Raw genomic sequence first — 24,097 nt, forward strand, 5'->3', positions numbered from 1 at the left:
ACCACCCACTTCTGCGAGGGGAACCATGGATTTTCAGCACACTATTGAGACGGTCGGCGGGTACATGGATTTCGCCGGTGTGGCCGTGATGGTGTTCGGTGCCATCGTCTCCATCCCGCTGGCACTGCGCGGATACCAGGTGCGGCGGCGCCCGGCCGGCTCCGAACCGCTGTCCGTGTACCGGTCGTACCGGCAATTGCTGGGCCGCTCCATCCTGCTCGGGCTGGAACTCCTGGTAGCGGCGGACATCATCCGGACCGTCGCCGTCACGCCGACGTTCGAGAGCGTCGGCGTACTGGCGATTATTGTGCTTATTCGGACCTTCCTCAGCTTCTCCCTCGAGTTGGAAATCACCGGCCGCTGGCCGTGGCAGAGCCAGCCGGCAGGTTCCACTACCTCCTCCGCGGCGGGCTGACCCCCTTTCGGGCGTCGCCGTCCCGGGCTAGGCTCGGGGAATGACTGAAAACGTACGTTCTCTTGCTCCCAAAGCCTCCGAGCTGCTCCGCCTCCACCAAGCCCCCGAAATCCTGCAGGTCATCAACGTCTGGGACGCTATCTCCGCGAAGGCGGTCTCCGAAATTCCCGGCGCCACCGCGCTCGCGACGGCCAGCCACTCGATCGCGGCGTCGCACGGCTACCCGGACGGCGAGGAAATCCCGCTCGATGAAATGATCGACGCCGTCCGGCGGATCGCCGCCGCGACCTCGCTCCCGGTCAGCGCCGACCTTGAGGCGGGCTACGGGAATCCCGGCGAGACCGTGCGCAGGGCAATGGGTGCTGGCATCGTGGGCGCCAATATCGAGGACCAGATGCGCCCGTTGGCCGACGCCGTGGCCCAGATGAGCTCCGTGGTGCGCGCCGCAGAAGCCGAAGGCATCGACTTTGTCCTCAACGCCCGCACCGATGCCTTCTTGAAGGGCAAGGACCAGGACCCCTCTGCGGTGCTGGCTGACGCCATCGAGCGGGGCCGGGCCTTCCTCGACGTCGGCGCCACCACCGTGTTCGTGCCGGGCCTGCTGGACGAGGCAACCGTCACCGCGCTCGTGGATGGCATCGGCTGGAACAAGGTCTCCGTCATCAACGTGCCCGGGTCCCTGGCCCCCGCCGCCCTCCAGGCACTTGGCGTGGCCCGCATCTCCTACGGCCCATGGACCCAGCGCGTGGCGCTGACCGCCCTGGCCGACTCCGCCGCCGAACTGTTGGCCGGAGGGTCTCTTCCGGCCGGCACACGGGCCCTGAACTAGGAGGATTCGCGTGGACATTGACCCGTGGCCGGAGGCGCCCGGGCTGCCGGCCCCCGTCATCATGGGCCAGCACTGGACCGACGCCGTCTTCCTGCACTGGCGGATCCCTCATGCCGTCGCAGCGGCATTTATGCCACCCGGTGTGGTGCCGGATGAGTTCGACGGGTCCGCCTGGGTGGGGCTGATCGGGTTCCGCATGCAGGGCGCCGGTCTGGGCCGCGGACCCGGGATTCCCTATTTCGGAAGCTTCAACGAGATCAATGTGCGCCTCTACTCCAAGGAGCCGGACGGCACCCGGGGGGTGGTTTTCCTCAGCCTCGATGCGTCCCGGTTGGCGGTGGTCTTGACTGCGCGGGCGGCCGGGATTCCTTATGTCTGGTCGCGGGACCGCTTCCGGGCGGCCAGGCTGCCGGACCCGTCCACCGGTTATTCGGTCCGCCGGTTTCGGGGTGGCGCGCGGAGCGACTTCGCGGTTGCCCCGGAGTTCGACGTCGAAGCCACGGATCCGCTGTCCGTCCACCTCACGGCGCGGTTCGGTCTGCACACCCGATTCCGGGGCAGGACGCTGTACGTTCCGAATACGCACACCGCGTGGCCGCTGGTGAGGGCTCAGGTGACAGTGCTGGAGGACCAACTCATCTCAGCAGCGGGCATTACCGTCTCCGGACCACCTGAATCGGCGCTGTTCTCCCCCGGCGTCTTCACACAATTTGGCCGGCCCCGGACCCTGGAGGACGGGCCCTGAGTCCCCACTGATCCTCCTGGCAATTGCAGCGCGGGGCACCTCAGTCCGACGAGTTCTGGCGGGACGTGATCCCGAAGCTCCGGGACTGCAGCTCGGTGAAGTTCCCGACGCTGGCGCGCACCGTGCACCGGGGTGTGACCTGCAGGGCCGTCACAGTGAGCCCCGCGCTGTCCACCGCCAGCGCCCCGCCGCAGCCGTCGGAGAACCGTACCCGCTTCTCGCCGCCGGTCACCGCGGCGAGCATCTGCGAGGGCTTTCCCGAGGCGGGGCTGGCGTAGAGCGGGTTCAGCTCATCGGCCGCGTGGGCACCGCCACCTACGACCCGGCCGGGCGGCAGCTGTCCCAGACGGACCCGGCGGGGCACACCACCACCTGGACGTACGACGCCGCCGGGTAGGAAGCCACCACCTCGGTGGACGGGAAACTCCCGGACTCGATTGACCGGGACATGCTCCGCCGCCGCGTGGTCATTACCGATTACGCGGGCACTGACGGGCTCGTCGTGGAGCACAAAATTGGGTTTGACCGTTGTGGGCGGTTGACATCCCGCACCCGCGGCGGCCGGGGCCTGTACTGGGAGTACGACGGCGACGGGAACCGGACCCGGTTCACCGATGCGTACGGAACCACCACGACCTACACCCGCGACGCCACCGGATTGCGCCCGCTCACCGACGACGAACTGAAGGCCCACGACGGCTCCTCGCGGGGAGCGTTCGCCGCTGCCGGGGATTGGATCAACGAAAACCGGGAATATATCGGCGCCGCCGTATTGGTCGCCGCCGGCGTTGCGCTGATGTGCACCGGTGTGGGTGGCCCGGTGGGGCTCGTTCTCGTCGGGGCAGCATCCGGGGCCTTGGTCAGTGCAGGTGCGTCGATTGGGAGGCAGCAGGCCACGACTGGAACAGTGGACTGGGGACGGGTCGGCCGCGATGCCCCGCATGCTGGGGCTGAGCTTCTTGACGATTTTGTTTGCCACTTGATGAGCCTGCGTTTCGTCGTTGTCGACGAGTTCGACGTACAACCTTAAGCCAAACTTCTCTAACGCAAGTTCGCATTGCTGACGACGGGATTTTGACGTCAGGGTAGCGGACACGAAGAATGTCATAGCTCTGCGGTAAATTTCGTTTCATGGAAACCGTCAGGGATTTCATTCCTTTCCAGGACACGGACCGGGACGCTGAACGCAGCACCGGCTGCGGTACCTACCGGGCCGGACAGCCCGGTGGTGACGGTGTGGTTGAGGCTCTCGCCATACTCCGGGATATGGCTTTGACGGCGGCCGATGACGCGGCGCTGCTTGGGTTCCAGGCCGCCTCGGATTTCGCCGGCACCGTGGAGGAACTCTCGCGGGTCGCGGACTATCTGCAGCTCGTGGCGGCCGGGGCCGTGGACCGGACCCGGAAGCAGGCAGCGGCCAACGCCGCGAAAGCCAGCACCTCATGGACCACCGGCTGGCGCGAGGCCACCGGCGCGGGCGCTTTCACGGAAGCCGGGCCGGGTACTGCCGGGCCGGACAGTGTGGCCGTTGAGGCGGCGGCCCCGGGGGCCGCTAACGCCCCGGCAGCCGCTGTGGACGCCCCGGCAGCCGCTGACAGCCCGGCTTTTGCCGTTGCTGGTGGTGCCGCTGTGGATGACGGGTACCGGAACACCACGGAGTTCCTGCGGGCGCGGCTGCGGATCAGCGCCGCCGAGGCCCGCCGCCGGCTCTGCCTCGCCGAATGCCTGTTGCCGCGGCAGGGATTCACCGGCGAACCCCTCCCGCCCGTCCACAGGGAACTCGGCTCCGCCGTCGCCGCCGGTGAGGTCGCCTCCCGGGCCTCGACGATCATCACCCTGGCCCTGGACCGTGTCCGGCACGTCTGCGATGCCGCGGCCGCAGCCGGGATGGAACACGCACTGACGCGCATCGCGGTCGAGAACGACCCGGACTTCCTGGCCCGGGTGGCCCGGAGCTGGACCGATGCGCTGGACCAGGACGGCGCCGAGCCCTCCGAAGAACTCCTCCGCCAGCTCCAGGGCGCATTCATCCGCAAACCCCGCCACGGCCTGCAGCACCTGGAGATCTTCGCGACCGCCGAACAGTTCGAGCACCTGCTAACCGTCATGAACACCGCCACCAACCCCCGCACCAGCGCACTCCCCGCGGACCCCGCTGGGGGCCCGGATGCCACGGCGGCTCCTCTCGAATCGGATGCTGCCGCAGCGGACGGCGCCGGAGAGCCCGGTACCGAAGCGGACGTCCCGTTCGACTTGCGCACGCGCCCGCAGAAACTCCTCGACGGCCTCACCGGCGCCTGCAAAGTCGCCCTCGCGACCGGTACCCTGCCCGCCGCAGGAGGACTCCGCCCTCAGGTCATGGTCACCATCGATTACCGCGACCTCCTCGCCAAGCTCGGACACAGCGAGAGCGACACAATCGTGCAGAACAGCGCCGCAGGTCCCTCCCACGCCGACGGTCGCTTCCAGCCCGGCCACGCGACAGCGCAGACCGGAAACCTGCTCTTCACAGGTCCCGTCACCGCCTCCACGGTCCGGAAGATCGCCTGCGACGCGGACATCATCCCGGTCCTGCTCGGCAGCGAAGGCCGGATCCTGGACATCGGCCGGGCCTCACGGGTCTTCCCGCCGCACATCCGCAAAGCGCTCACCGCCCGCGACCAGGGCTGCGCCTTCCCCGGCTGTACCATTCCGGCCACCTGGTGCGAAGCCCACCACATCAGCTACTGGGCCCACGGCGGAACGACCGGCACGGAGAATGGCGTGCTTCTCTGTTCACACCACCACCACGTGATCCACAAAGAACACTGGACCATCCAGAACCGCACCGGCATCCCCTGGTTCATCCCGCCACCCCACATCGACCCACACCAAAAACCCCGACGCAACTACTACTTCCGTCCCGCTAATCTCGGCACCGCAGCCTGATTCCTTGTTGGAAAAAGCTGGCGGGTCTGTGATCGATAGATCTAGGGCGAGGTCGAAACCTTGCCTGATATCTCGATAATGGAGATAACATCGAGGTGTGAACGATGCCAGACCGACGTCCGGGTACTCGCCGTCCGCGGATTCCGAGCCGACGCGCCTGCCGTCCGCGGTCCTGGACTGGAGCGGCGCCTTCACTACTCTGGCGCTGACGGTGGTTCCGCTCTGGATGTTGTTTGGCAACAGCGCAGTCCTCGGCGGACATCCAGCGCTGCCCGCGCTGTTGGGGGCCGCCGTCGTACTGGGCCTTTTCTGGATGTTCAGACTGATGAAACGAATTACACATCCCCGGCGCACGGTGTCACGCTGGCAGGTGGCCCGCGGACTGGCGGGCCGGATTGTCGTGTTGGGACTCGTCGCGGGATTGGCGTGGCTCAACCCGTTTGCGTACCAGCCCGGGGCTACGGCCGGCCAGGCCATGGGGACAACCGGGACCGCGAGGACAACCACCACCGAAGACGCCACCACCATCACCCTCGCCCCGCAGAGTACGGCCCGCGCGGGTCTCGTCTTCTACCCGGGGGCGCGGGTTGATGCACGCGCCTACCAGGACATCCTGGGCCCGGTCGCCAACGCAGGCTATCTGGTGGTCATCCTGAAAGTGCCCCTGGGTATCTCCTTGCTGAACACGGGCCAGGCACATGAAGCCATGGACCGGCATCCCGGGGTCACCTCCTGGGCTGTGGGTGGCCATTCGCTGGGAGGCGTGAGCGCGTCCGCCTTCGCGAAGTCCAACCCCGATGTCTCCGGACTCCTGCTGTTCGCCTCGTACCCCGCGGACAACATGGCGGATTCCGGCGAGCTGTCGGCGCTCTCCATCTCCGGCACTAACGATGGCCTCACCACCCCGGACAAGATCGCCGCGTCGAAGCCCATGCTCCCGGCCACCACCGTCTACGCCACGGTGGAAGGCGGCGTGCACGCATTCTTCGGCGATTATGGAGAGCAGCCCGGGGACGGCGAGCCGGGCATCTCCCGCGAACAGGCGCAGCAGCAGATCGTCGCGGAGTCGGTGCGCTTCATGGACCGGCTCGCGCACAGCGGCTGACCGGCGGTGGTGCCTAGCTTCGACGGGCCGCCGCTAACGCCCGGCGGCGTACCCCTGCGCGCCGCGCGGATTCGCCGCTGCCTGCAGCACTCCGGTCTCAGGATCCCGTACGACGGCGGACAGCCGCCCCAGCGCCCAGTCACCGGCCCGGGTGACCACATGCCCCCGGCGTTCCAGCCCCGCGATAACGTCCTCACCGAGCCGGTCCTCGACGACGGCGCCGCCGGGCTCCCAGGTGCGCGGCCAGAAGGACCCGGGCATCGACGTCGTGTGGAACGTGGGGGCGTCGACAGCCTCCTGGGGCGAGTACCCTCCGACGATGGTCCGGAGCAAGTACGGAAGTTGCCACTGGTCCTGCTGGTCCCCGCCGGGTGAGCCCAATGCGGTCACGGCATGGCCGTCGCGCAACACGAGAGTGGGCGTCAGGGTGGTGCGCGGCCGCTTGCCCGGAGTCAGGGTGGACGGTGTGCCCGGTTCCAGCCAGGTCATCTGCAGCCGCGTGCCGAGGCAAAACCCCAGGTCCGGGATGGCCGGCGAGGACTGCAGCCAGCCGCCCGACGGCGTGGCCGAGACCATGTTGCCCCAGCGGTCCACGACGTCGATGTGGCAGGTATCGCCCCGAGTCTCCCCACTCGGCGCCACGGTGGGCTCGCCGACGCCGAGTCCGGCCGCGGAGGCCGCCCCCACGAGTGCAGGCGGGGTGTAGTCGGTGCGCAGCGGCGGCAGATACGGCTCCCGCCCGGGCACGGTGCCGGGCCGGAACTCGTGGGACGCCCGCTCCGTGATCAAGGCACGGCGGCCGGCACAGTAGTCCTCCGACAGCAGGTAATCGAGCGGCACGTCCGTGTCGCCGTAGTACGCCTCCCGGTCCGCGAGCGCGAGCTTCTGCGCCTCCAGGATGGTGTGTGCCCCGAGCTCGGTGGACGGATCGAGGAACCGGTCCTCGAAGCCGTCGAGAATGGCCAACGCCTGCAGCAGCGCCGGACCCTGCCCCCAGGGCCCGGTCTTTGCGATCGTGTGGCCCCGGAACTCGACGGAGGCGGCGGCCTCATACCCGGCTTGGAATCCGGCCAGATCGTCCAAGGCGAGCACTCCGCGGTGATCCATGCCCGAGGAATGCCGGTGCGGGGACTGAACCGAATCCACCATGGCGCGGGCCACGAAGCCCTCCCGCCACTCGCGGCGGGCCGCATCAATTCCCGCCTCGCGGGTGGATTCCTTGACTCCGGCCTGCACGAGCCGTTCCAGGGTGCGGGCATAGGCCGGGTTCCACACCAGCTCGCCCTCAACCGGGATTCGGCCGCCCGGCATCCACAGCTCCGCCGACGTGGGCCAATGCGCCTCGAACAGCGCGGACACCGCGGCGATGGTGGTTCCGACCCGGCCCAGCATCGGGTGGCCGTCCCTCGCATAGCCGATCGCGAATTCCAGCACGGCGTCCAGCTCCCACGTCCCGTGGTCGCGCAGCAGCAGGAGCCAGGCGTCGACGGCGGCGGGCACCGCGGCGGCCAACGCCCCCGAGCCGGGAACGAGCTCCAGGCCCTCGGCGAGGTAATGCTCTACGGTGGCCGCGGCCGGCGCCGGGCCCTGGCCCATCAGGACCACGGGCCTGTCAGGCTCCTCCGCGGTGACGAAGATCCCGGTCATGTCTCCGCCCGGCCCGTTGAGGTGCGGTTCCACAACGTGGAGCACGAAGGCTCCTGCAGTCGCGGCGTCGAACGCGTTGCCGCCGCGTTCCAGCACGGCCTGGGCGGCCGCCGTCGCGAGCCAATGCGTGGATGCGCTCATCCCGAAGGTGCCCTGCAGTGTGGGCCGCGTGGTGAACGGGTCCGGGCGGGTGAACGCGGCCGGGTCAGCCAAACAGGGCCGCCACGCGGGTGAGGGTCTCGGACACGCCGTAGGCCAGCGGCACGCCGACGAGGGCCCAAGCGATCACCAGTTTCCCGGTGGACGGCTTCACCGGTGTCTGTGCAGTACTCATTTCAGGCCTCCAGGGCAGGTTCTTCGGACCGGACACGGTCCGGGCGGGGTTCGTGGAAGCGCGCGTCCACAGGTTTGACCAGGAGGTTCGCGATGAAGCCGATGACCAGCAGCCCCACCATGGTCAGCAGGGCAGGCTGGTAAGACTCGGCCGTCAGCTGGCCGGGCTTGCCCTGGGCGTCCAGGAACGCGTTGACGATCAGCGGGCCGGCAATGCCTGCCGCGGACCACGCCGTGAGGAGCCTGCCGTGGATCGCCCCGACCTGGAAAGTGCCGAAGAGGTCACGCAGATAGGCCGGAACGGTCGCGAAGCCGCCACCGTAGAAGGAGATGATGACGAACGCGAGCGCCACATAGAGGACCGTCGTGGTGGAGCCGGCCAGCGCCAGCACCGTGTAGAGCACCGCGCCGACGCCGAGGAACAACATGTAGATGCGCTTGCGGCCCGTGACATCCGAGGTGGCGGACCAGGCGAAGCGGCCGGACATGTTGCCGATAGAGAGCAGCCCCACGAAGCCGGAGGCGACGCCGGCACTTACCAGGGACACGCCGTCGGGCTGGCGGAAGAAGTCCTGGATCATCGGAGCGGCCTGCTCCAGGATGCCGATGCCGGCGGTGACGTTGCAGAACAGGACGATCCAGACGAGCCAGAACTGCCGGGTCTTGACGGCGTTCCTGGCGGAGACGTTGTCGGCGGTGACAAGGGTGGCGGTCTTGACCTTAGCCGGGTCAAAGCCGGCCGGCTTCCACCCTTCGGCCGGGACCTTGATGGTGAACGCGCCGAACATCATGTAGGCCAGATACACGACGGCGAGGGTCAGGAAGAGCTTGCCGACGGAGTCGCCGTTGGCTACCCAGCCTTTGGCGCCGGAGTTGGGGTCGTACATCTTCAGCAGCGCGGTGGACACCGGGCTGGCGATCAGGGCACCGCCGCCGAACCCCATAATGGCCATGCCGGTAGCTAGGCCCGGGCGGTCGGGGAACCATTTGATCAGGGTGGAGACCGGGGAGATGTAGCCGATGCCCAGGCCAATGCCGCCGATGAAACCGTAGCCGAGGTAGACCAGCCACAACTGGCCGCTGAAGATGCCGAGGGAACCGATGAGGAAGCCGCTGGCCCAGAACACGGCGGAGGTGAACATCGCTTTGCGCGGGCCGTTCTTGTCCACCCAGGTGCCCATGATGGCGGCCGAGAGGCCCAGCATCACGATCGCGATCGAGAAGATCACGCCGATTTCGGTCAAGCTGGCGCCGAAGTGCTTGACCAGGGCCGTTTTATAGACGCTGGTGGCGTACGCCTGGCCAATGCACAGGTGCACCGCGAGCGCTGCAGGAGGCACCAGCCACCGGTTGAATCCCGGCGGGGCGATCGTTCGTTCGCGGTCCAGCCAACCCATATTTTGCTCCCCTTGCTCGTCCAAGACACCGCTGTCCAGCGATCTAGAGGCAAAGGACCCCCAAAAGTTGTCCGTTGCCTCCGGCAATCATGGAGCAGATCATCAGCCAACGTACGATTCCTGCGGCGAACGGTAGGGAATCCGCGATGAGCGGTCAGGTTACCGTCCGAGTCCGGCCTTCCGCAGCGCCTCGGCCATCGCGGTGTTGGCCGGAGCCGGCACGGGCGTGGACTGTTGCGGTTGCCTGCCGGGAGTCCTGCGCGCGGGCGCCGGTTTTCCGGCCGGGTGCTTCGGCGCCGGCTGTTCGTCGTCGAGCCTCAGCGTCAGTGAGATGCGTTTCCGGTCCGGGTCGGCCTCCAGTACCTTGACCCGCACCACTTGGCCGGATTTGACCACTTCCCGCGGATCGGACACGAAGCGGTTGGCCAGCGCGGAGACGTGCACCAGGCCGTCCTGGTGCACCCCGACGTCGACGAACGCGCCGAATGCGGCCACGTTCGTGACGGTTCCTTCCAGGATCATGCCGGGCCTGAGGTCGGAAATCTTCTCGATGCCCTCGGAGAACGTTGCCGCGGCAAAGGCCGGGCGCGGGTCCCGGCCGGGCTTTTCGAGTTCGGCGATGATGTCCTGCACCGTGGGCAGGCCGAAGGAACCGTCGACGAAGTCCTGCGGGTTCAGGCCGGCGTAGCTGCCGGCGGCCGGGCCCTTTCCGCCGGCGGCAGCTTTGATCTTCCGCGCCACCGGGTACGCCTCCGGGTGCACGCTGGAGGCGTCCAGCGGCTCCGCTCCCCCGCTGATCCGCAGGAAGCCGGCGCACTGTTCAAAGGCCTTGGCGCCGAGCCGGGGAACCTTCTTCAGTTCGCTGCGCTTGCTGAACGGGCCGTGCTCGTTCCGGTAGGCCACGATGTTCTCGCTGAGCAGTGGCCCGACGCCGGCGACGCGGCTGAGCAGCGCCGGGGAAGCGGTGTTGACGTCCACGCCCACGGCGTTCACGCAGTCCTCGACGACGGAGTCCAGGCTGCGGTCCAGCTTGGCGGCCGTCACGTCATGCTGGTACTGCCCGACGCCGATCGACTTCGGCTCGATCTTTACAAGCTCCGCGAGCGGGTCCTGCAGGCGCCGCGCGATGGACACGGCACCGCGCAGGGACACATCCATGCCCGGCAGCTCGGCCGAGGCCAGCGCCGAGGCCGAATAGACCGAGGCGCCGGCCTCGGACACCACGATTTTTTGCGGCACGATTTCTGCCCCGGACGAGAGCTGCTTGAGCAGTTCCCCGGCGAGCTTGTCCGTCTCCCGGGATGCTGTCCCGTTGCCAATCGCCACGAGTTCGACGCCGTGCTTCCCGGCCAGGCCCACGAAGGTCCGCAACGACTGGTCCCATTTCCGCGCCGGGGCGTGCGGATAGATGGTGTCCGTCGCGACGACTTTGCCCGTACCGTCGACGACCGCGACTTTAACTCCGGTGCGCAGTCCCGGGTCAAGACCCAGCGTCGCACGGTTTCCGGCCGGCGCCGCGAGAAGCACGTCGCGCAGATTGGCGGCAAACACGCGGACGGCCTCGTCCTCGGCGGCGGCGAACATGCGGCTGCGCAGGTCACCTGTCAGCCGCGCCAGGACGCGTGAGCGCCACGCCACTTGTGCGGTCTGCAGCAGCCACGCGTCGGCGGGCCGGCCGCGGTCGGCGACCCCGAGGAACCTGGCCACGGCGGCTTCGTAGCGCCCGCGGGCGGCGGTGAGGGCGGCGTCGTCGGCCGGTTCCGCCTCGGCGAGGTTAAGCTCCAGCACGCCGTCCTTCTCCCCCCGCAGCAGCGCAAGAACCCGGTGCGAGGGCATCCCGGACGGTTGTTGGGAGAACTCGAAGTAGTCCTTGAACTTCTGGCCTTCGCCTTCCTTGCCTTTCTTGACGCGCGACACCATCCGGCCCTGGGTCCAGAGCCGCTCCCGGAGCGCCGCTGCCAGGTCCGCATCCTGCGCGACGCGCTCCACCAGGATGGAGCGGGCGCCGGCGAGCGCCGCGGCGGCGTCCCCAATGGAGTGTTCGGCGTTGCGGTACTTGGCGGCTTCGCGTTCCGGGTCCAGCTCCGGGCGTTTCAGCAGCGTGTCCGCGAGCGGCTCCAGCCCGGCCTCGCGGGCGATCTGCGCCTTGGTGCGACGCTTAGTTCTGAAGGGAAGGTAGATGTCCTCGAGCCGGGACTTCGTGTCGGCCCCGACGACGGCGGCCTGCAGTTCCGGGGTCAGCGCCCCCTGGGCGGCAATCGCCGCCAGGATGGTTCGACGGCGGTCCTCCAGCTCGCGCAGGTAGCGCAGCCGCTCCTCCAGGTCGCGGAGCTGCGTGTCATCGAGCGTCCCGGTGGCTTCCTTACGGTACCGGGCGATGAACGGCACGGTGGACCCGGCGTCGAGCAGGTCGACGGCCGCCTTCACCTGCCAGGCCTGAACTACGAGCTCCGCCGCGATCTGGGCGGCGACGCCGGACTCCTGGGTGTGCGGAGCCTGGGTCTTGGGCGACGGTGTGGAGGCGGACGGGGAACGGCGCTGCGGGAGTTGAGTCACCCTGCCATTTTGCCTTACCGCGGTCAGGGGCCGGGCGTGCTGGCGGCCCCTTCGGCTGCGGGGAGGGGTGCCACCACGTCCTGGAGGACCTCGTTGTGGCGGAGGAACCACGGCTTGAAGGGCGGATCAAAACGGGCGAACCGCGGAAGTTCGACGCCGGTCAGGCCAGCCACTTTGAGCGCCTCCTGCAGGCCCTGATTCCGTTTCTCGAAGGCGCTTTTTGATCCGCTCCCGGAGAAGACCAGGGCGGCGGTGAGGGAGCCCGGCACGGCCCGGATCCTGACGTCCGGATTCGTCGGGACCGGGGCGGTCTCCGCGGTCATCCCGGCCGGCAAGACAAAGGCCACGGCATAGTCGGCGGCGTCGTCCCCTCCCGGCAAGGACCCGCTTTGGACGACTGGTGCCGTCATGGCGATCTTCTGTGGCGGGCCGAAGCCTTGGACCACAGGGGCGGTCATTGACACCGACTGCCGGGCAGCGTTGCCGCCGCTGATGTAATTGAAGAGGTGGCGGAACGCGGCGTTGCCCGCACGGTCAAACGTCGCCGTGACCTGCACCTCGGCCACCACATGCGCGGGATAGCGGCGCAACTCGAAATGCGGGTAGCGCTGGACCAACTCGAAGGGCTGTTGTTCAGTCATTGTCCTCAGACTCTACGCCGGGCCTCCGACAGGAACCAGCCCGATTCGCGCGGGCGCCCGCAAGATTGTCAGAGGGCTTTGATAGCTTGAAGAACAGACGGCCCGGCCACGCTGACGGCGCGGCTGAACCAGCGGGGCCGTAAGTCCAGCAGTGCCATAAGTCCAGCGGCGCACCAACATCGGGGGCACAGTGTTTTTTCTTGAACCGGAAGCGCAAGGGTCCGCACCGGATCTGGTCTTCTCCGCGAGCGACCTCGTCACGGCCGCCAGCTGCGAGTACCAGCTGCTCCGGAAGCTCGACGAGAAACTGGGCCGGTCCCCCAAAGCTGTCTTCGACGTCGACGAGATGCTTCAGCACGCGGCCGTGTTGGGCGATCTCCACGAGCGCAAGGTCCTCGACGCTTTCATCGAAGATTTCGGCCACTGGGATGCGGTCGCGGGGCGTGGCGTGTACGACGTCGTGCCGGCGCAAGCCATGGACCGCGCCACCCTGGAGGCCAAGCACCGGGAATCCATCGACGCCCTGCGTTCGGGTGCCGACGTGGTGTTCCAAGCGGCCTTCTTTGACGGCCAGTTCCACGGCCGCTCCGATTTCCTGGTCCGCCAGGCAGACGGCAGCTGCGCGGTGTTCGACTCCAAACTGGCCCGCCATGCGAAGGTCACAGCGCTGCTCCAGCTGGCCGCCTACGGCGAGCAGTTGTTGAAGGCCGGGATAACTCCGGGCCCGGTCGTGACGCTGGTCCTCGGCGCCACGGTCCCGCTCCCGGGCGGCGGCTTCGACTTCGTCCGCAGCCACCACAAGCTGGCGGACATCCTGCCGGTCTACCGCGAACGGCGCGAGCGTTTCCTTGCCCTAACCTCGGCACACAGGGCACAACCCGGCACGGCGCGCTGGGGCACCCCCGGCATCCTGGCGTGCGGCCGCTGCGACTACTGCCAGGAGATGGTCAAGGCCACGGACGATCTCCTGCTCGTGGCGCGGATGAACTCTGCCCAGCGCAAAGCACTCCACGAGATGAATATTTTCACTGTTACCGAACTGGCTCACGCCACGCTTGCCACCGCGAGCGCCTCGCTCCAGCGGCTGCAGGAACAAGCCCGGATGCAGAGCGGGGTAGGCGCTGCGGACGGCGCTGTCCGGTATCACAAGGACGGCGAAGATCATGTCCTCCGCTACGCGGTCATCCCGGAGAACACCCTGGCTGAGCTCCCGGAGCCCAGCAGGGGCGACATCTTCTTCGATTTCGAGGGCGACCCGCTCTGGCAGGAAAGCGCCACCGGGGTCTGGGGGCTGGAGTACCTGTTCGGCGTCATCGAAGCACCGACCGGCCCCGGCGCCCCCGGTGTGTTCAGGCCCTTCTGGGCGCACAGCCGGGAGGCCGAGAGACAGGCCTTCCTGGACTTCCTGGACTATGTGGAGAAACGCCGGCAGGACTACCCGGACATGCACGTCTATCACTACGCCGCGTACGAGAAGACCGCCCTCCGCAAGCTCTCCGTGATGCATGTCGCGGGCGAGGACACTGTGGACCAGTGGCTGCGCGACGGGCTCCTGGTGGATCTTTACCAGACCGTCCGGAACAGCATCCGCATCTCCGAGAACTCCTACAGCATCAAGAAACTCGAGCCGCTCTATATGGGGACGAACCTGCGCTCGGGAGATGTGAAAGATGCCGGCGCGTCCGTGGTTGCCTATGCCCACTACTGCGACGCCCGCGATGACAACCGTCTCGAGGAGGCAGAGACGATCCTCGGGGGAATCTCGGACTACAACGAGTACGACTGCCTCTCCACGCTGGAACTCCGGAATTGGCTCCTGGGCCTGGCCCGGGAGCACGGCATCACGCCGGCCGGCGACGGCGCGCCCGGCGTAGCCTCATCGGCGGCCGCCGGCGTGAGCGCGGGCTCCGCGCCGTACACCGCTGACCTGGACCCGCTGGAAGTGGCGCTGGCCGAATCGGCGGATTCCGGCGTCGGGCTGTCCGAGGATGACCGGAACGCGGTTGCGATGCTGGCTGCAGCCGTCAGCTATCACCGGCGCGAACGCAAGGCGTTCTGGTGGGCGCATTTCGACCGTTGCGAGAACGGCCCGGACACCCATCACCAGCAGGACCGAAACGTCTTCCTGGTCGAGGACGCCGAAGTGCTCGAGGACTGGTGGAAGGACGGCGCCAAGCTTCCCGAGCGCCGGGTGAAGTTGATTGGCACCGTCAGCCCGGGCTCGGACCTCCGGGAAGGCAGCACGTGGTTCCGCATGTACGAGCCACCGCTTCCGGCCGGGCTGGCGGGCACGGGGATCGACGGTACCGGCCGCAACGGCTGGTTCGGGACCGAGATCCTGGAACTGGGCCACGAGGACGGCAAGGACACCGTGGTCATCCGGGACAAGCTCCGCAAGACCATCGAACCGTACAGCCAGGTCCCGATCGCGCTGACCGAGGACCAGCCGATCCAGACCAAGAGCCTCGAGGACGCGCTGGCGGCCCTGGCCGACGACGTCGCCGGAGCATTGCAGGCCGGGCAGTCCGGTTTCCCGCGCCATCCGGCGCTGGATCTCGTCCGCCGGGTTCCGCCACGACTGGCCTCCGGTGCCCCGCTGCCCGCGCCAGGCGAAGGCCCGGACCGGTTCGTCGACGCGATCACGGAGGCGGTCGGAGCCCTGGACCACTCCTATGTCGCGGTCCAGGGTCCGCCCGGAACCGGCAAGACCCATGTGGGGTCCCATGTCATCGCCCGGCTAGTGGCCCGCGGCTGGAAAGTCGGCGTGGTCGGACAGTCCCACGCTGTGGTGGAAAACCTGCTCAACACAGCCGTGACCAAGGCCGGCGTCGATCCGCTCCGCGTTGCCAAAGACGTGAAGCACGGGGAATCACTTCCCTGGGGGCAGCGCTCGGCGTCGGATGTGGAGCGGCTTCTCGCCTCCCCGGGCGGGGCACTCATCGGAGGGACAGCCTGGACCATGACAGGAGCCAACGTCCCGGCTGGCTCGCTGGACCTGCTGGTGATCGACGAGGCCGGCCAGTTCTCCCTGGCCAACACCCTGGCCGTGGCGCAGGCCAGCAGCCGGCTGCTGCTGCTCGGCGATCCGCAGCAGTTGCCGCAGGTCAGCCAGGGCTCCCATCCCGAGCCCGTGGACGAGTCCGCTCTGGGCTGGGTGTCCGCCGGTCATGCCACACTGCCGCCGGAACTCGGCTATTTCCTGGCCGACTCGTGGCGGATGACCTCTGAGCTGTGCCGGGCCGTTTCCGAACTCTCCTACGAGGGCAAGCTCCGCTCGGCCCCGGCCGCGGACCTCCGGCGGCTCGAGGGAGTCCCTGCCGGGATCGAGACCGTGCTGGTGGAGCACAGCGGCAACATCACGTCCTCGCCCGAGGAGGCCGCGGAAGTGGTCCGGCAGGTGCGGCGTCACGTGGGTCTGGCCTGGCACTCTGAGGATGGCACCCGGCCCCTCGACGCTGCCGACATCCTGGTGGTGGCCGCCTACAACGCCCAGGTCAACGTGATCCGCGATGCGTTGGACGGCGCTGGCCTGTCCGGGACCCGGGTGGGCACGGTGGACAAGTTCCAGGGCCAGGAGGCCGCCGTCGTGATTGTATCCATGGCGTGTTCGGCGGTGGCCGAAGCTCCGCGCGGCATGGAATTCCTGCTCTCGCGAAACCGGATCAACGTGGCGGTGTCGCGGGGGCAGTGGCGCGCCGTCATCATCCGCGCCCCCAAACTGACGAATTATCTCCCCGCGCATCCCGAAGGCCTGGAGCAACTGGGCGGATTCATCGGCCTGTGCCAGCGGTCGGTCACTGCCATCTGACAGGGGACATGCTCAGTCTTCGCCCCACCCCACGGGACATGCTCAGTCTTCACGTCCGTGACCAAGGGACATGCTCATTGTTAAATGCAAACAGTGGGCAGAACGGCGTTCTGCCCACTGTTTGTGGCCGCGGCTGGACGTGTTCAGCGGTGACCGTCGCCGCGAGTGGACATGTCCCGCGGTGACCGTCGCCGCGAATGGACATGTCCCTCGGTGCTGGAGTTGCTGCCCGGGAGCCTAGTTCTGGTAGGCCGGGTAGTCGGTGTAGCCCTCTGCGCCTTCGCCGTAGAACGTGGACTGGTCCGGCTCGTTGACCGGGAGCCCCTCACGCCAGCGCCGGACGAGGTCCGGGTTGGCGATGGCGGGGCGCCCGACGACGACGGCGTCAGCGTGGCCATCAGCGACCAGCGCCGTGGCTTCCTCGCGGGTCGTGACGACGCCGAAACCTGTGTTCAGCAGGAACGTTCCGCCGAAGCGGGTGCGCAGATCCTGCACCAGTTCGCTGGCGGGCTCCTTGTGCAGGACGCTCAGGTAGGCGAGCTTGAGCGGCGCCAAGGCATCCACCAGGATGCCGTAGGTTGCGCGGACGTCTGCCGCGTCGAGCTCGACGGCGCCCTGGACGTTATGCTCCGGCGAAATGCGGATGCCCACACGGTCTGCGCCGATGGCATCGACCACAGCCTGGGCCACTTCGATGACGAACCGCGCACGGTTTTCCGCGGTCCCGCCGTAGATGTCGTCGCGCTGGTTGGCGGACGGGGCCAGGAATTCGTGCAGCAGGTACCCGTTGGCGGAGTGCAGCTCGACGCCGTCGAACCCTGCATCGATCGCGTTGCGGGACGCCGTCACGAATTCCTGGACAATGCCCGGGAGTTCGTCGGTGCCCAAGGCGTGCGGAACCGGGAAGGACTTCTTGCCCTCATAGGTGCGGGTCTCGCCGTCGATCGCGATGGCGCTGGGCGCAACCACCTGGTGGCCACCGTTGGTGTCCTCATGGGTGACGCGCCCGGCATGCATGACCTGGGCGAAGATGCGGCCGCCCTCGGCGTGCACGGCGGAGGTGACGTTGGCCCAGCCCTTAAGCTGTTCCTCGGTCACCAGGCCCGGCTGGCCCGGGAATCCCCGGCCGGCGCGGCTGGGATACGTGCCCTCGCTGACGATCAGGCCGAGGGATGCCCGCTGCCGGTAGTGCTCGACAACCAGCGGGCCGGGAATGCCTTCCTTACCGGAGCGGACGCGGGTCAGCGGCGCCATCACAAGTCGGTTGGGCAGTTCCAGCTCGCCGAGAGTCATCGGGGAAAACAGCATGCGCAGTTCCTTTCACCAGGGATTGGGTTCACTGACGGCAACTGCGCGGCGCCTGCAACTATTCCGGGTGGGACCCGGATCACTGCGGGTGGACGATGATCTTGACCGCGGTGTCGTTGTGGTGGATCAAGGTGTCGAAGCCCTTGTCCACGAGATCATCCAGGGCGATTCGTCCCGTGATGAAGGGTTTCAGGTCAACCTTTCCCTCCTGGACGAGCTTGATCGCGGCCTCATGATCGCCGCAGTAGGCGATGGTGCCGCGGAGGTCGATTTCCTTCAGGACGACCTTCTGCATGTCCACGGTGGCCGGACGTCCCCAGATCGAGACGTTCACCACGACGCCGGCCGGCTTCACGACGTCGAGCATGGTGTCCAGCACGGCATTCACGCCGGCACATTCAAAGGCTGCGTCCGCCCCCGCACCGGCCGTCAGTTCCAGCACCCGCGCCTTGACGTCATCGGAGCTCGGGTCCAGCACATGGTCCGCGACTCCCGAGGACATCGCTTTTTCCTTCCGGGCCGCCGACAGCTCGGTGACGATCGTTGTGACGCCCAGGCCCTTGAGGACCGCTGCGGTCAGCAGGCCAATCGGGCCCGCACCGCCGACGACGGCGACGTCCCCGGCCTTGACGTCGCCCCTGCCGACGGCGTGATAGGCCACCGCGAGGGGTTCGATGAGGGCGGCTTCGTCCAGCGGGATGTCGCCGACGGGGTGGACCCACCGAGTGTCGACGACGACCTTCTCACTCAGGCCCCCGCCGCCGCCCGCCAAGCCGATGAAGCCGAGTTTGGTGCACAGGTTGTAGTGGCCGCTGAGGCACGGGCCGCATTCGTTGCAGACGATATATGGTTCCACCACCACGCTGTCTCCGACGGCGAGCCCGGTCACACCCTCCCCCAGTTCCTCGATGGTGCCGGAGAACTCGTGCCCCAGGGTGACCGGGGCTTCCTCGTGGGAAATCGGGTGGGGGTGGCCGGGCGGCGGCGTGAAAATGGGCCCTTCGAGGAATTCGTGGAGGTCGGTGCCGCAGATACCGCACCAGGCCACGGCGATCTTCACCGTTCCCGGGCGCAGTTCCGGCTCGGGAATGTCTTCGATCCGGAGATCCTCGCGGGCATGGAATCGTGCTGCTTTCATGGTGTCGCCTTCGCATTCCAGGCCGTGGATGCGCCCGATCGGGCGCATCCACGGCACGTCGTTGGATTTTCATAGCAGGGCCGTAGCCCCAGTCTGGGTGCCGCGCCGGTGATTGTCACGGCGTGCCCGGGTCAGCGCGTGTGGTGCGTGGGCTGCAACTCGAAGACCGGCGTCGGCAGCCCCTCCATCCTGGCTTTGAGCTGCAGCGCCAGATAGTTGGAGTAGTGGCGGCTCTGGTGGAGGTTGCCGCCGTGGATCCACAGATTTTCCACGTTGGTGGGCTTCCACATGTTGCGCAACTCCCCCTCCCACGGCCCCGGATCCTTGGGTGTCTCCGAACCAAATCCCCAGCACTTGCCGACGGCGTCGGCCACTTCGGGTGAGACCAGATCGGCCAGCCAGCCGTTCATTGACCCGTAGCCGGTGGCGTAGATGATGGCGTCGGCATCCAGTTCCGCCCCGTTGGCCAGCACGACGGCGTTCCCGGTAATCTTGCCGACCTCGCAGTTGGCGAGCTTGACCCGGCCGTCGATGATCAGCTGCGAGGCGCCGACGTCGATGTAGTAACCGGAGCCGCGCCTCAGGTACTTGAGGAACAGGCCGGAGCCGTCGACGCCGAAGTCAAGGTCGAACCCGGCAGCCTCCAGCTGCGAGTAGAACTCCGCGTCCCGCTCGGCCATCTCCGCGTAGACCGGGATCTGGGCCTGGGGCAGGATCCGGTAGGGCAACGAGGCAAACAGCAGATCGGCTTTCTCCGTGGTGACTCCGTTGGCCAGTGCCTTTTCGGAGTACAGACCCCCGAGGGCGAGGTCCATGAGGGATTCGCTCCGGGCGATGTGGGTGGAGGACCGCTGGACCATGGTGACGTCCGCGCCGTGCTCCCAGAGGTCGGCGCAGATATCGTGGGCCGAGTTGTTGGAGCCGATCACCACGGCTTTCTTCCCGGTCCAGTCTCCGCCGCCCGGGTGCTTGGACGAGTGGTACTGCTCCCCGAGGAAGGATTCGGCGCCGTCGAACGCGGGGACGCTGGGGTAGCCCGAAACGCCCAAGGCGAAGACAAGCTGCTTGGGGCGCAGGGTGACCGGTTCGCCGTCGCGGACCACCTCAACCACCCATTCCTGCGTGGACTCATCGAAGCGTGCGTTGGTGCATTCGGTCTTGGACCAGTAGTTCAGCTCCATGATCCGGGTGTAGTTTTCCAGCCAGTCGCCGATCTTGTCCTTGGCCGCGAAGACCGGCCAGTCGTCGGGGAACTTGATGTAGGGCAGGTGGTCATACCAAACGGGGTCGTGGAGGTGGAGGGACTTGTAGCGGTTCCGCCAGGAGTCGCCTGCACGCTCGTTCTTTTCGATGATGATGGTGGGCACGCCGAGCCTGCGGAGCCGCGCGCCCAGCCCGATTCCGCCCTGGCCGCCGCCGATGATGACGGTGTACGGCTGGTCTTCGTAGCCGAGACGGGATTCCTGTTCTTCCTTCAGTTCCAACCAGGACTTGCGGCCCTTAGTGATCTCGTGGGCTACGCCCTTCTCCCGGCGGGCGCCCTTCTTTTCCTCGAAGCCCTTGAGCTCCTGCATGGTAGTGAGCAGGGTCCAGCATTTGCCGTTGCGCAGGCGCAGGTGGGCGTAACCCCGGGCCTGGGCAGTCTCGAAGTTCACCCAGGCTTCCGCGGTGTCCGCGTCCCCGGTGGCGTCTTCGGCCAGGGTCCAGTTGCTTGGCTGCACGTCGTCCAGCGTCGCATCGAGCATGCGCCGGATGTCTTCCTTGCCCTCAAGGGTCTTGAGGTTCCAGGTGAAGGAGACGAAGTCGCGCCAGTACGAATCGTCGTCGAATAGCTCCAGTGCGGCGTCCGTGTTGCGGCTGCGCAGCGCGTCATCGAACTGCGCCAGCCACGCCCCGACGACGCCGTTTGGTGTCTCAGGCATGATTCCTCTTTCCTTTGCTCATGGCGGGCCGCTCCCGATGCGGGACGCTTGGTCCACGCAGTGACTCGCATCACAAGTAAAGACCGCGGGGGGTTACAATCGGGTTACACGGAGCTCTCACGTTGTTGGCCGGGCACTGAGGCAGGTCTAGTGCAGCGGCCCGCGAGAATTCGAGGGCGAGTTGGGAGAATGAGCATGCGCCAGGGCACCCGCTCCATCGCGCAGCGCTCAGACCTCAGGTTTTCCGCGCCGGCTGAGTACGCCCGTACTCTCCGGGCGGCGCACGAGGCCACCATTGCCGGCACCCCGAATCCGCTCCTGTCGCCGTCGCTCGTCAAATCCTGGCAGCGCTCGTTTGCACTCGGCATCAATCCGGACCAGCACCTGCCCCTGCATCGTCATGAAGTTTCCGAAGCGCGCTCCCTCAGCACGGGCCATCGACTGGCCGCGGTCATGCCCGCGCTGTCGCAACTGTTGGCCGACGAAACAGCCACCGGACGGCATTTGCTGATCGTGACGGATCATCACGGCGAGGTGCTGTGGCGCGTTGGCAGCAGGCAGTCGCTGAAGCTCGCCGACTCCTTGGAGTTCGTGGAGGGTGCCGATTGGTCCGAATCCGGTGTCGGCACCAACGCCATCAGTGAGGCGCTGATCACCGGCGCCCCGGCACAGCTCTTCTCAGCCGAGCACCTGGTGCGGACCCATCACGATTGGGCCTGCAGCGCCGCACCGATTCGCGATCCCTTTACGGGCGAGGTCATTGGTGTCCTGGACGTGTCAGGCCCGTTCGAGTCCGTCACGCCGGACAGCCTGCGGCTGGTGCGCTGCGGGGTGCGCCTGGCCGAGGAGTTGCTGAAATCGGCTGCGGTTCTCGACGGCGGCACGGGCAGCCGGCGTCTACAGCACGGACGAGATGACCGGGCACTGCGCGACGCCGGCACCGGGTCTCGGCTCATGCTGCGACTGTTGGGGGACGCGCCTACGGCGTCGATCGACGGCGGCGCGACGCGCCCTCTGACGCTCCGCCGTGCAGAGATTCTGGCGTTGTTGGCCTCGCGCGACCGGGGGTGGAGCGCCGATGAACTGGCTTACGAAATTCACGGCGACTTCGGCACCGCTGCCGCGATCCGGACGGAGATGCACCGGATACGGAGCATCCTTGGCAATGTGGTCGAGGCCAACCCCTACCATTTCTCGTCAACGGTCAGCGTAGTAACGGATGCGTCCGTTGTGGCCGCCCATTTGCGGGAGGGCAGGGTTCCAGAGGCGCTTGCCGCCTATCCTGCGGAGCTCCTAAGCCGTTCGGGGAACCTGTCCATCGGGCTCCTGCGCGACGAGCTCAATGTTGCCCTCGGGGCGTCCGTGCGCGCCAGCGGTGATGCCCGGTTGATGCTGCAGTGGTGCACGAGCGATATGGGCTCGACCGACACTGCCACTGCGTCCGCGGCAGCGACGATCCTTGGGCCGCTTGATCCGCGCAGCCGACTGGTGAGTGCACGGATGGAGCGGGTCGACCGGGAACTGCGGTCCTAGGGCCTGCGGAGCGCCTAGGGAGCAGGCGATGCGACGCCGGGACAGCCTTGGCCTTGGGGATTCCGGAGGCAATCATCAGCGTAATTCCGGGTGATAGAGCGCCAGACACTGACGGTCTGCGGCGGTGAGCTGAACCGGCCTTGGCCGGGGATGGGCAGCGGTGGGCCACCGTTGACGGAGTACGTTCCCTGGAAATGGGTGGTCAGCACCACCGAGAAGTCGCCGGTCTGCGGGTAGACGTGGCTGGTTGCCGTCTTTTCGCCCCAGCGGTCCTGGGGCAACGGGCCGCCGGCCGCCGTCTGGGGCCCGAGGGACGTGCCGTCGCCATAGCTCCACGTATATTGGACCGGCTTGGCGACGACGGCAACACTCTGGCCGAGCATGTCGACGGTGAACGCTTGCTCACTGGCTTCGGCATAGAAGTTTGTCTCTGCGCCCTTCAACGTATGGGGACTCGGTTGCATAACCGACTGGCCAGCGCTGACAGGAAGCTGCTGGAACTTTTCCTGTATCTGGGCTGCGATCTTGCCCAGGACATCTTCGGGGTTTTCCCGATACACGCAACTGTCTGGCACGATGCGGCTCCAGTCGTTTGGCCCCGCGACGACAAGTTTCCACCACCATCGAACAGGTCGACCATTCAGACCCGCACGACACTCAGTCGCGGCTGCTAGGCAGGAAACGTCAAAGTCGTTGTTGTTCACCAGACAGAGATAATCGAACCTGTACTCATAGGGGCTCTCTGGAACAGCGCTCGGCGCGTCCACCCAGACCCCCGAGGCGGCGTCATATCGCCACACCCCTACGCCGCCGGAATTCCAAAAAACGTCCGACATATCGGCATGAGCGGCCGAGCTTGTCCACACGAAAATCACAAGAGCGGCAGCGAGAATTTTCGAAGCGACATATGTCCTTCGAAATAGGTTCTGATACCGAATCATGCACCGAGCCGGTCAACGTCCAGCGCTGTCCAGTGGTCTTCGTCAAATCGGAGTATCAAAATGTCCGCTAGCACCTGTGATGCAGGTACTGACTTTTCGATGCTGCCGTCAGCACGATGGAGAAACCCGGATGATTGCTCCAGTTGAGTGGTTACTTGGTAGTTGCCTTCAATTGTCTTTACAAATTGTGTGTAGGCTCCCTTCGGATTGACGAGCCCTCCTGCAATCCAGCGATTGTCCGCATTCCATTCAAGAATCCCTGGGCGAACTTTCGCGCACATTCTGCACGAGGCGCTCGTGACTTCATCCATGGGTCCGAAGTCTCCGGTTTGATATGCGTAGTTGAGAAGCGTGTACCAGTGCTTTGTGAATGCTATGGCACCTTCCTTCGTCTCCGCCTTGGCTGCTTCCGGCAACTCGGGCACGGGGACGTTCTGGGCTTTGCCGGAGGCGTCCGCCGGTTTATACGCGGCAGTGGGGGTGGGGCTGGCGCTCGGACTCGCCGACGGCGACGCCGATGCGCTCGGAGGCGCGGGCGCTGCGGTTGCTCCGGGCGTTGTTCCGCCGCCGCTGCAGCCAGCAACCATCACCAGGGACAATCCAAGCAACGCTGCGGCGCAGGAACGCCGGCGGCCGGAGATCGAAGTGCGAGATGTCATGGTCAGCTACTCCCCCGATAGAAAATCAAGACGCCTGAATCCAAACACTGGCTTAAGAGTAACTGACGTCACATTTTGGTCGTCAAAGTTATCCACAGCTCCCACCCGAGGGGAGTCGCACCGCACACGCGCCACCAGCAGCGGTCCAGCCGGGGGTGCCGTGCCCGCCACAGGGACGAACCCACTGCGCTC

Annotated in this window: 20 protein-coding genes; 9 read left to right on the forward strand and 11 right to left on the reverse strand. The window is 66.9% G+C overall.

Annotated features, from left to right (window positions below; translation table 11 throughout):
* The first annotated feature begins 25 nt into the window (after positions 1 to 25).
* The 3 genes from BJG92_RS07385 (at position 26) to BJG92_RS07395 (ending at position 1,989) form a co-directional block, all read left to right on the forward strand.
* Positions 26 to 415: a DUF1622 domain-containing protein gene (locus tag BJG92_RS07385; RefSeq protein ID WP_232083381.1), complete on the forward strand. Its 390-nt coding sequence runs from the start codon at positions 26 to 28 to the stop codon at positions 413 to 415.
* 40 nt (positions 416 to 455) lie between these two features.
* Positions 456 to 1,244, forward strand: coding sequence for an isocitrate lyase/phosphoenolpyruvate mutase family protein (locus BJG92_RS07390; protein WP_232083382.1), 789 nt, complete (start codon positions 456 to 458; stop codon positions 1,242 to 1,244).
* Between the two features lie 61 nt (positions 1,245 to 1,305).
* Positions 1,306 to 1,989, forward strand: a complete 684-nt coding sequence (locus BJG92_RS07395; protein WP_232083480.1) for a DUF2071 domain-containing protein — start codon at positions 1,306 to 1,308, stop codon at positions 1,987 to 1,989.
* Positions 1,990 to 2,029: 40 nt separating this feature from the next.
* On the opposite strand, the gene BJG92_RS07400 is transcribed toward BJG92_RS07395, so the two are convergent.
* On the reverse strand, positions 2,030 to 2,353 hold the full coding sequence (locus tag BJG92_RS07400) for a hypothetical protein (RefSeq protein WP_232083383.1): 324 nt from the start codon (positions 2,351 to 2,353) through the stop codon (positions 2,030 to 2,032).
* Here BJG92_RS07400 and BJG92_RS18605 point away from each other — a divergent pair.
* The 4 genes from BJG92_RS18605 to BJG92_RS07415 all read left to right on the forward strand — a co-directional run bounded on the left by BJG92_RS18605 (position 2,327) and on the right by BJG92_RS07415 (position 6,022).
* The gene (locus tag BJG92_RS18605; RefSeq protein WP_374199774.1) at positions 2,327 to 2,386 is read left to right on the forward strand and encodes a hypothetical protein; all 60 of its coding nucleotides are present in this window, start codon (positions 2,327 to 2,329) and stop codon (positions 2,384 to 2,386) included. The two genes, BJG92_RS07400 and BJG92_RS18605, sit on opposite strands and share 27 nt — an antisense overlap.
* Positions 2,387 to 2,401: 15 nt before the next feature.
* Positions 2,402 to 3,019, forward strand: a complete 618-nt coding sequence (locus BJG92_RS07405) for a hypothetical protein (RefSeq protein WP_232083384.1) — start codon at positions 2,402 to 2,404, stop codon at positions 3,017 to 3,019.
* Between the two features lie 101 nt (positions 3,020 to 3,120).
* Positions 3,121 to 4,917 carry an HNH endonuclease signature motif containing protein gene (locus BJG92_RS07410; protein WP_232083385.1) on the forward strand — a complete coding sequence of 599 codons (1,797 nt, stop codon included), beginning with the start codon at positions 3,121 to 3,123 and terminating at the stop codon, positions 4,915 to 4,917.
* Between the two features lie 97 nt (positions 4,918 to 5,014).
* A complete protein-coding gene (locus BJG92_RS07415) occupies positions 5,015 to 6,022 on the forward strand; it encodes an alpha/beta hydrolase (RefSeq protein ID WP_232083386.1) in 1,008 nt (335 codons plus the stop codon).
* A gap of 33 nt (positions 6,023 to 6,055) precedes the next feature.
* Here BJG92_RS07415 and BJG92_RS07420 read toward each other — a convergent pair whose 3' ends face one another.
* The 5 genes from BJG92_RS07420 to BJG92_RS07435 all read right to left on the reverse strand — a co-directional run bounded on the left by BJG92_RS07420 (position 6,056) and on the right by BJG92_RS07435 (position 12,596).
* Positions 6,056 to 7,810, reverse strand: a complete 1,755-nt coding sequence (locus BJG92_RS07420; protein ID WP_232083481.1) for a gamma-glutamyltransferase family protein — start codon at positions 7,808 to 7,810, stop codon at positions 6,056 to 6,058.
* Between the two features lie 64 nt (positions 7,811 to 7,874).
* Positions 7,875 to 8,003 (reverse strand): hypothetical protein, encoded by a 129-nt coding sequence (locus BJG92_RS18385; protein WP_269461808.1) that lies wholly within the window; start codon positions 8,001 to 8,003, stop codon positions 7,875 to 7,877.
* 1 nt (position 8,004) lies between these two features.
* A complete protein-coding gene (locus tag BJG92_RS07425) occupies positions 8,005 to 9,399 on the reverse strand; it encodes an OFA family MFS transporter (protein ID WP_232083387.1) in 1,395 nt (464 codons plus the stop codon).
* A 159-nt stretch (positions 9,400 to 9,558) separates the two neighbouring features.
* Complete coding sequence (locus BJG92_RS07430; RefSeq protein WP_374199769.1) at positions 9,559 to 11,955, reverse strand: Tex family protein; 2,397 nt, start codon at positions 11,953 to 11,955, stop codon at positions 9,559 to 9,561.
* Between the two features lie 23 nt (positions 11,956 to 11,978).
* The gene (locus tag BJG92_RS07435) at positions 11,979 to 12,596 is read right to left on the reverse strand and encodes a heme-binding protein (protein ID WP_232083388.1); all 618 of its coding nucleotides are present in this window, start codon (positions 12,594 to 12,596) and stop codon (positions 11,979 to 11,981) included.
* 190 nt (positions 12,597 to 12,786) lie between these two features.
* Between BJG92_RS07435 and BJG92_RS07440 the strand changes: the two genes are divergently transcribed.
* Positions 12,787 to 16,404, forward strand: a complete 3,618-nt coding sequence (locus BJG92_RS07440) for a TM0106 family RecB-like putative nuclease (protein ID WP_232083389.1) — start codon at positions 12,787 to 12,789, stop codon at positions 16,402 to 16,404.
* A gap of 237 nt (positions 16,405 to 16,641) precedes the next feature.
* Here the strand turns inward: BJG92_RS07440 and BJG92_RS07445 are convergent, their stop codons facing one another.
* The 3 genes from BJG92_RS07445 to BJG92_RS07455 form a co-directional block, all read right to left on the reverse strand.
* Entirely contained in the window at positions 16,642 to 17,712 is a 1,071-nt protein-coding gene (locus tag BJG92_RS07445; protein ID WP_232083390.1) for an alkene reductase, read from the reverse strand.
* Between the two features lie 79 nt (positions 17,713 to 17,791).
* Positions 17,792 to 18,850, reverse strand: coding sequence for a 2,3-butanediol dehydrogenase (locus BJG92_RS07450; RefSeq protein ID WP_232083391.1), 1,059 nt, complete (start codon positions 18,848 to 18,850; stop codon positions 17,792 to 17,794).
* Between the two features lie 131 nt (positions 18,851 to 18,981).
* On the reverse strand, positions 18,982 to 20,772 hold the full coding sequence (locus BJG92_RS07455; protein WP_232083392.1) for an NAD(P)/FAD-dependent oxidoreductase: 1,791 nt from the start codon (positions 20,770 to 20,772) through the stop codon (positions 18,982 to 18,984).
* Positions 20,773 to 20,967: 195 nt separating this feature from the next.
* Here BJG92_RS07455 and BJG92_RS07460 point away from each other — a divergent pair, with 195 nt between their 5' ends.
* Positions 20,968 to 22,305, forward strand: a complete 1,338-nt coding sequence (locus BJG92_RS07460) for a GAF domain-containing protein (RefSeq protein ID WP_232083393.1) — start codon at positions 20,968 to 20,970, stop codon at positions 22,303 to 22,305.
* A 14-nt stretch (positions 22,306 to 22,319) separates the two neighbouring features.
* Here the strand turns inward: BJG92_RS07460 and BJG92_RS07465 are convergent, their stop codons facing one another.
* Entirely contained in the window at positions 22,320 to 23,246 is a 927-nt protein-coding gene (locus BJG92_RS07465) for a PKD domain-containing protein (RefSeq protein ID WP_232083394.1), read from the reverse strand.
* Positions 23,243 to 23,905, reverse strand: coding sequence for a DUF6318 family protein (locus tag BJG92_RS07470; RefSeq protein WP_232083395.1), 663 nt, complete (start codon positions 23,903 to 23,905; stop codon positions 23,243 to 23,245). Before BJG92_RS07470 ends, BJG92_RS07465 begins: the two co-directional genes overlap by 4 nt.
* Between the last annotated feature and the right edge of the window lie 192 nt (positions 23,906 to 24,097).

The organism is Arthrobacter sp. SO5 (assembly GCF_020532805.1).
GTDB lineage: Bacteria > Actinomycetota > Actinomycetes > Actinomycetales > Micrococcaceae > Arthrobacter.

Coding starts and splice junctions, on each gene's coding strand:
- BJG92_RS07385 (WP_232083381.1), top strand. CDS start 26: ATGGATTTTCAGCACACTATTGAGACGGTCGGCGGGTACATGGATTTC.
- BJG92_RS07390 (WP_232083382.1), top strand. CDS start 456: ATGACTGAAAACGTACGTTCTCTTGCTCCCAAAGCCTCCGAGCTGCTC.
- BJG92_RS07395 (WP_232083480.1), top strand. CDS start 1,306: ATGGGCCAGCACTGGACCGACGCCGTCTTCCTGCACTGGCGGATCCCT.
- BJG92_RS07410 (WP_232083385.1), top strand. CDS start 3,121: ATGGAAACCGTCAGGGATTTCATTCCTTTCCAGGACACGGACCGGGAC.
- BJG92_RS07420 (WP_232083481.1), bottom strand. CDS start 7,810: ATGAGCGCATCCACGCATTGGCTCGCGACGGCGGCCGCCCAGGCCGTG.
- BJG92_RS18385 (WP_269461808.1), bottom strand. CDS start 8,003: ATGAGTACTGCACAGACACCGGTGAAGCCGTCCACCGGGAAACTGGTG.
- BJG92_RS07425 (WP_232083387.1), bottom strand. CDS start 9,399: ATGGGTTGGCTGGACCGCGAACGAACGATCGCCCCGCCGGGATTCAAC.
- BJG92_RS07435 (WP_232083388.1), bottom strand. CDS start 12,596: ATGACTGAACAACAGCCCTTCGAGTTGGTCCAGCGCTACCCGCATTTC.
- BJG92_RS07445 (WP_232083390.1), bottom strand. CDS start 17,712: ATGCTGTTTTCCCCGATGACTCTCGGCGAGCTGGAACTGCCCAACCGA.
- BJG92_RS07450 (WP_232083391.1), bottom strand. CDS start 18,850: ATGAAAGCAGCACGATTCCATGCCCGCGAGGATCTCCGGATCGAAGAC.
- BJG92_RS07455 (WP_232083392.1), bottom strand. CDS start 20,772: ATGCCTGAGACACCAAACGGCGTCGTCGGGGCGTGGCTGGCGCAGTTC.
- BJG92_RS07460 (WP_232083393.1), top strand. CDS start 20,968: ATGCGCCAGGGCACCCGCTCCATCGCGCAGCGCTCAGACCTCAGGTTT.
- BJG92_RS07465 (WP_232083394.1), bottom strand. CDS start 23,246: ATGATTCGGTATCAGAACCTATTTCGAAGGACATATGTCGCTTCGAAA.
- BJG92_RS07470 (WP_232083395.1), bottom strand. CDS start 23,905: ATGACATCTCGCACTTCGATCTCCGGCCGCCGGCGTTCCTGCGCCGCA.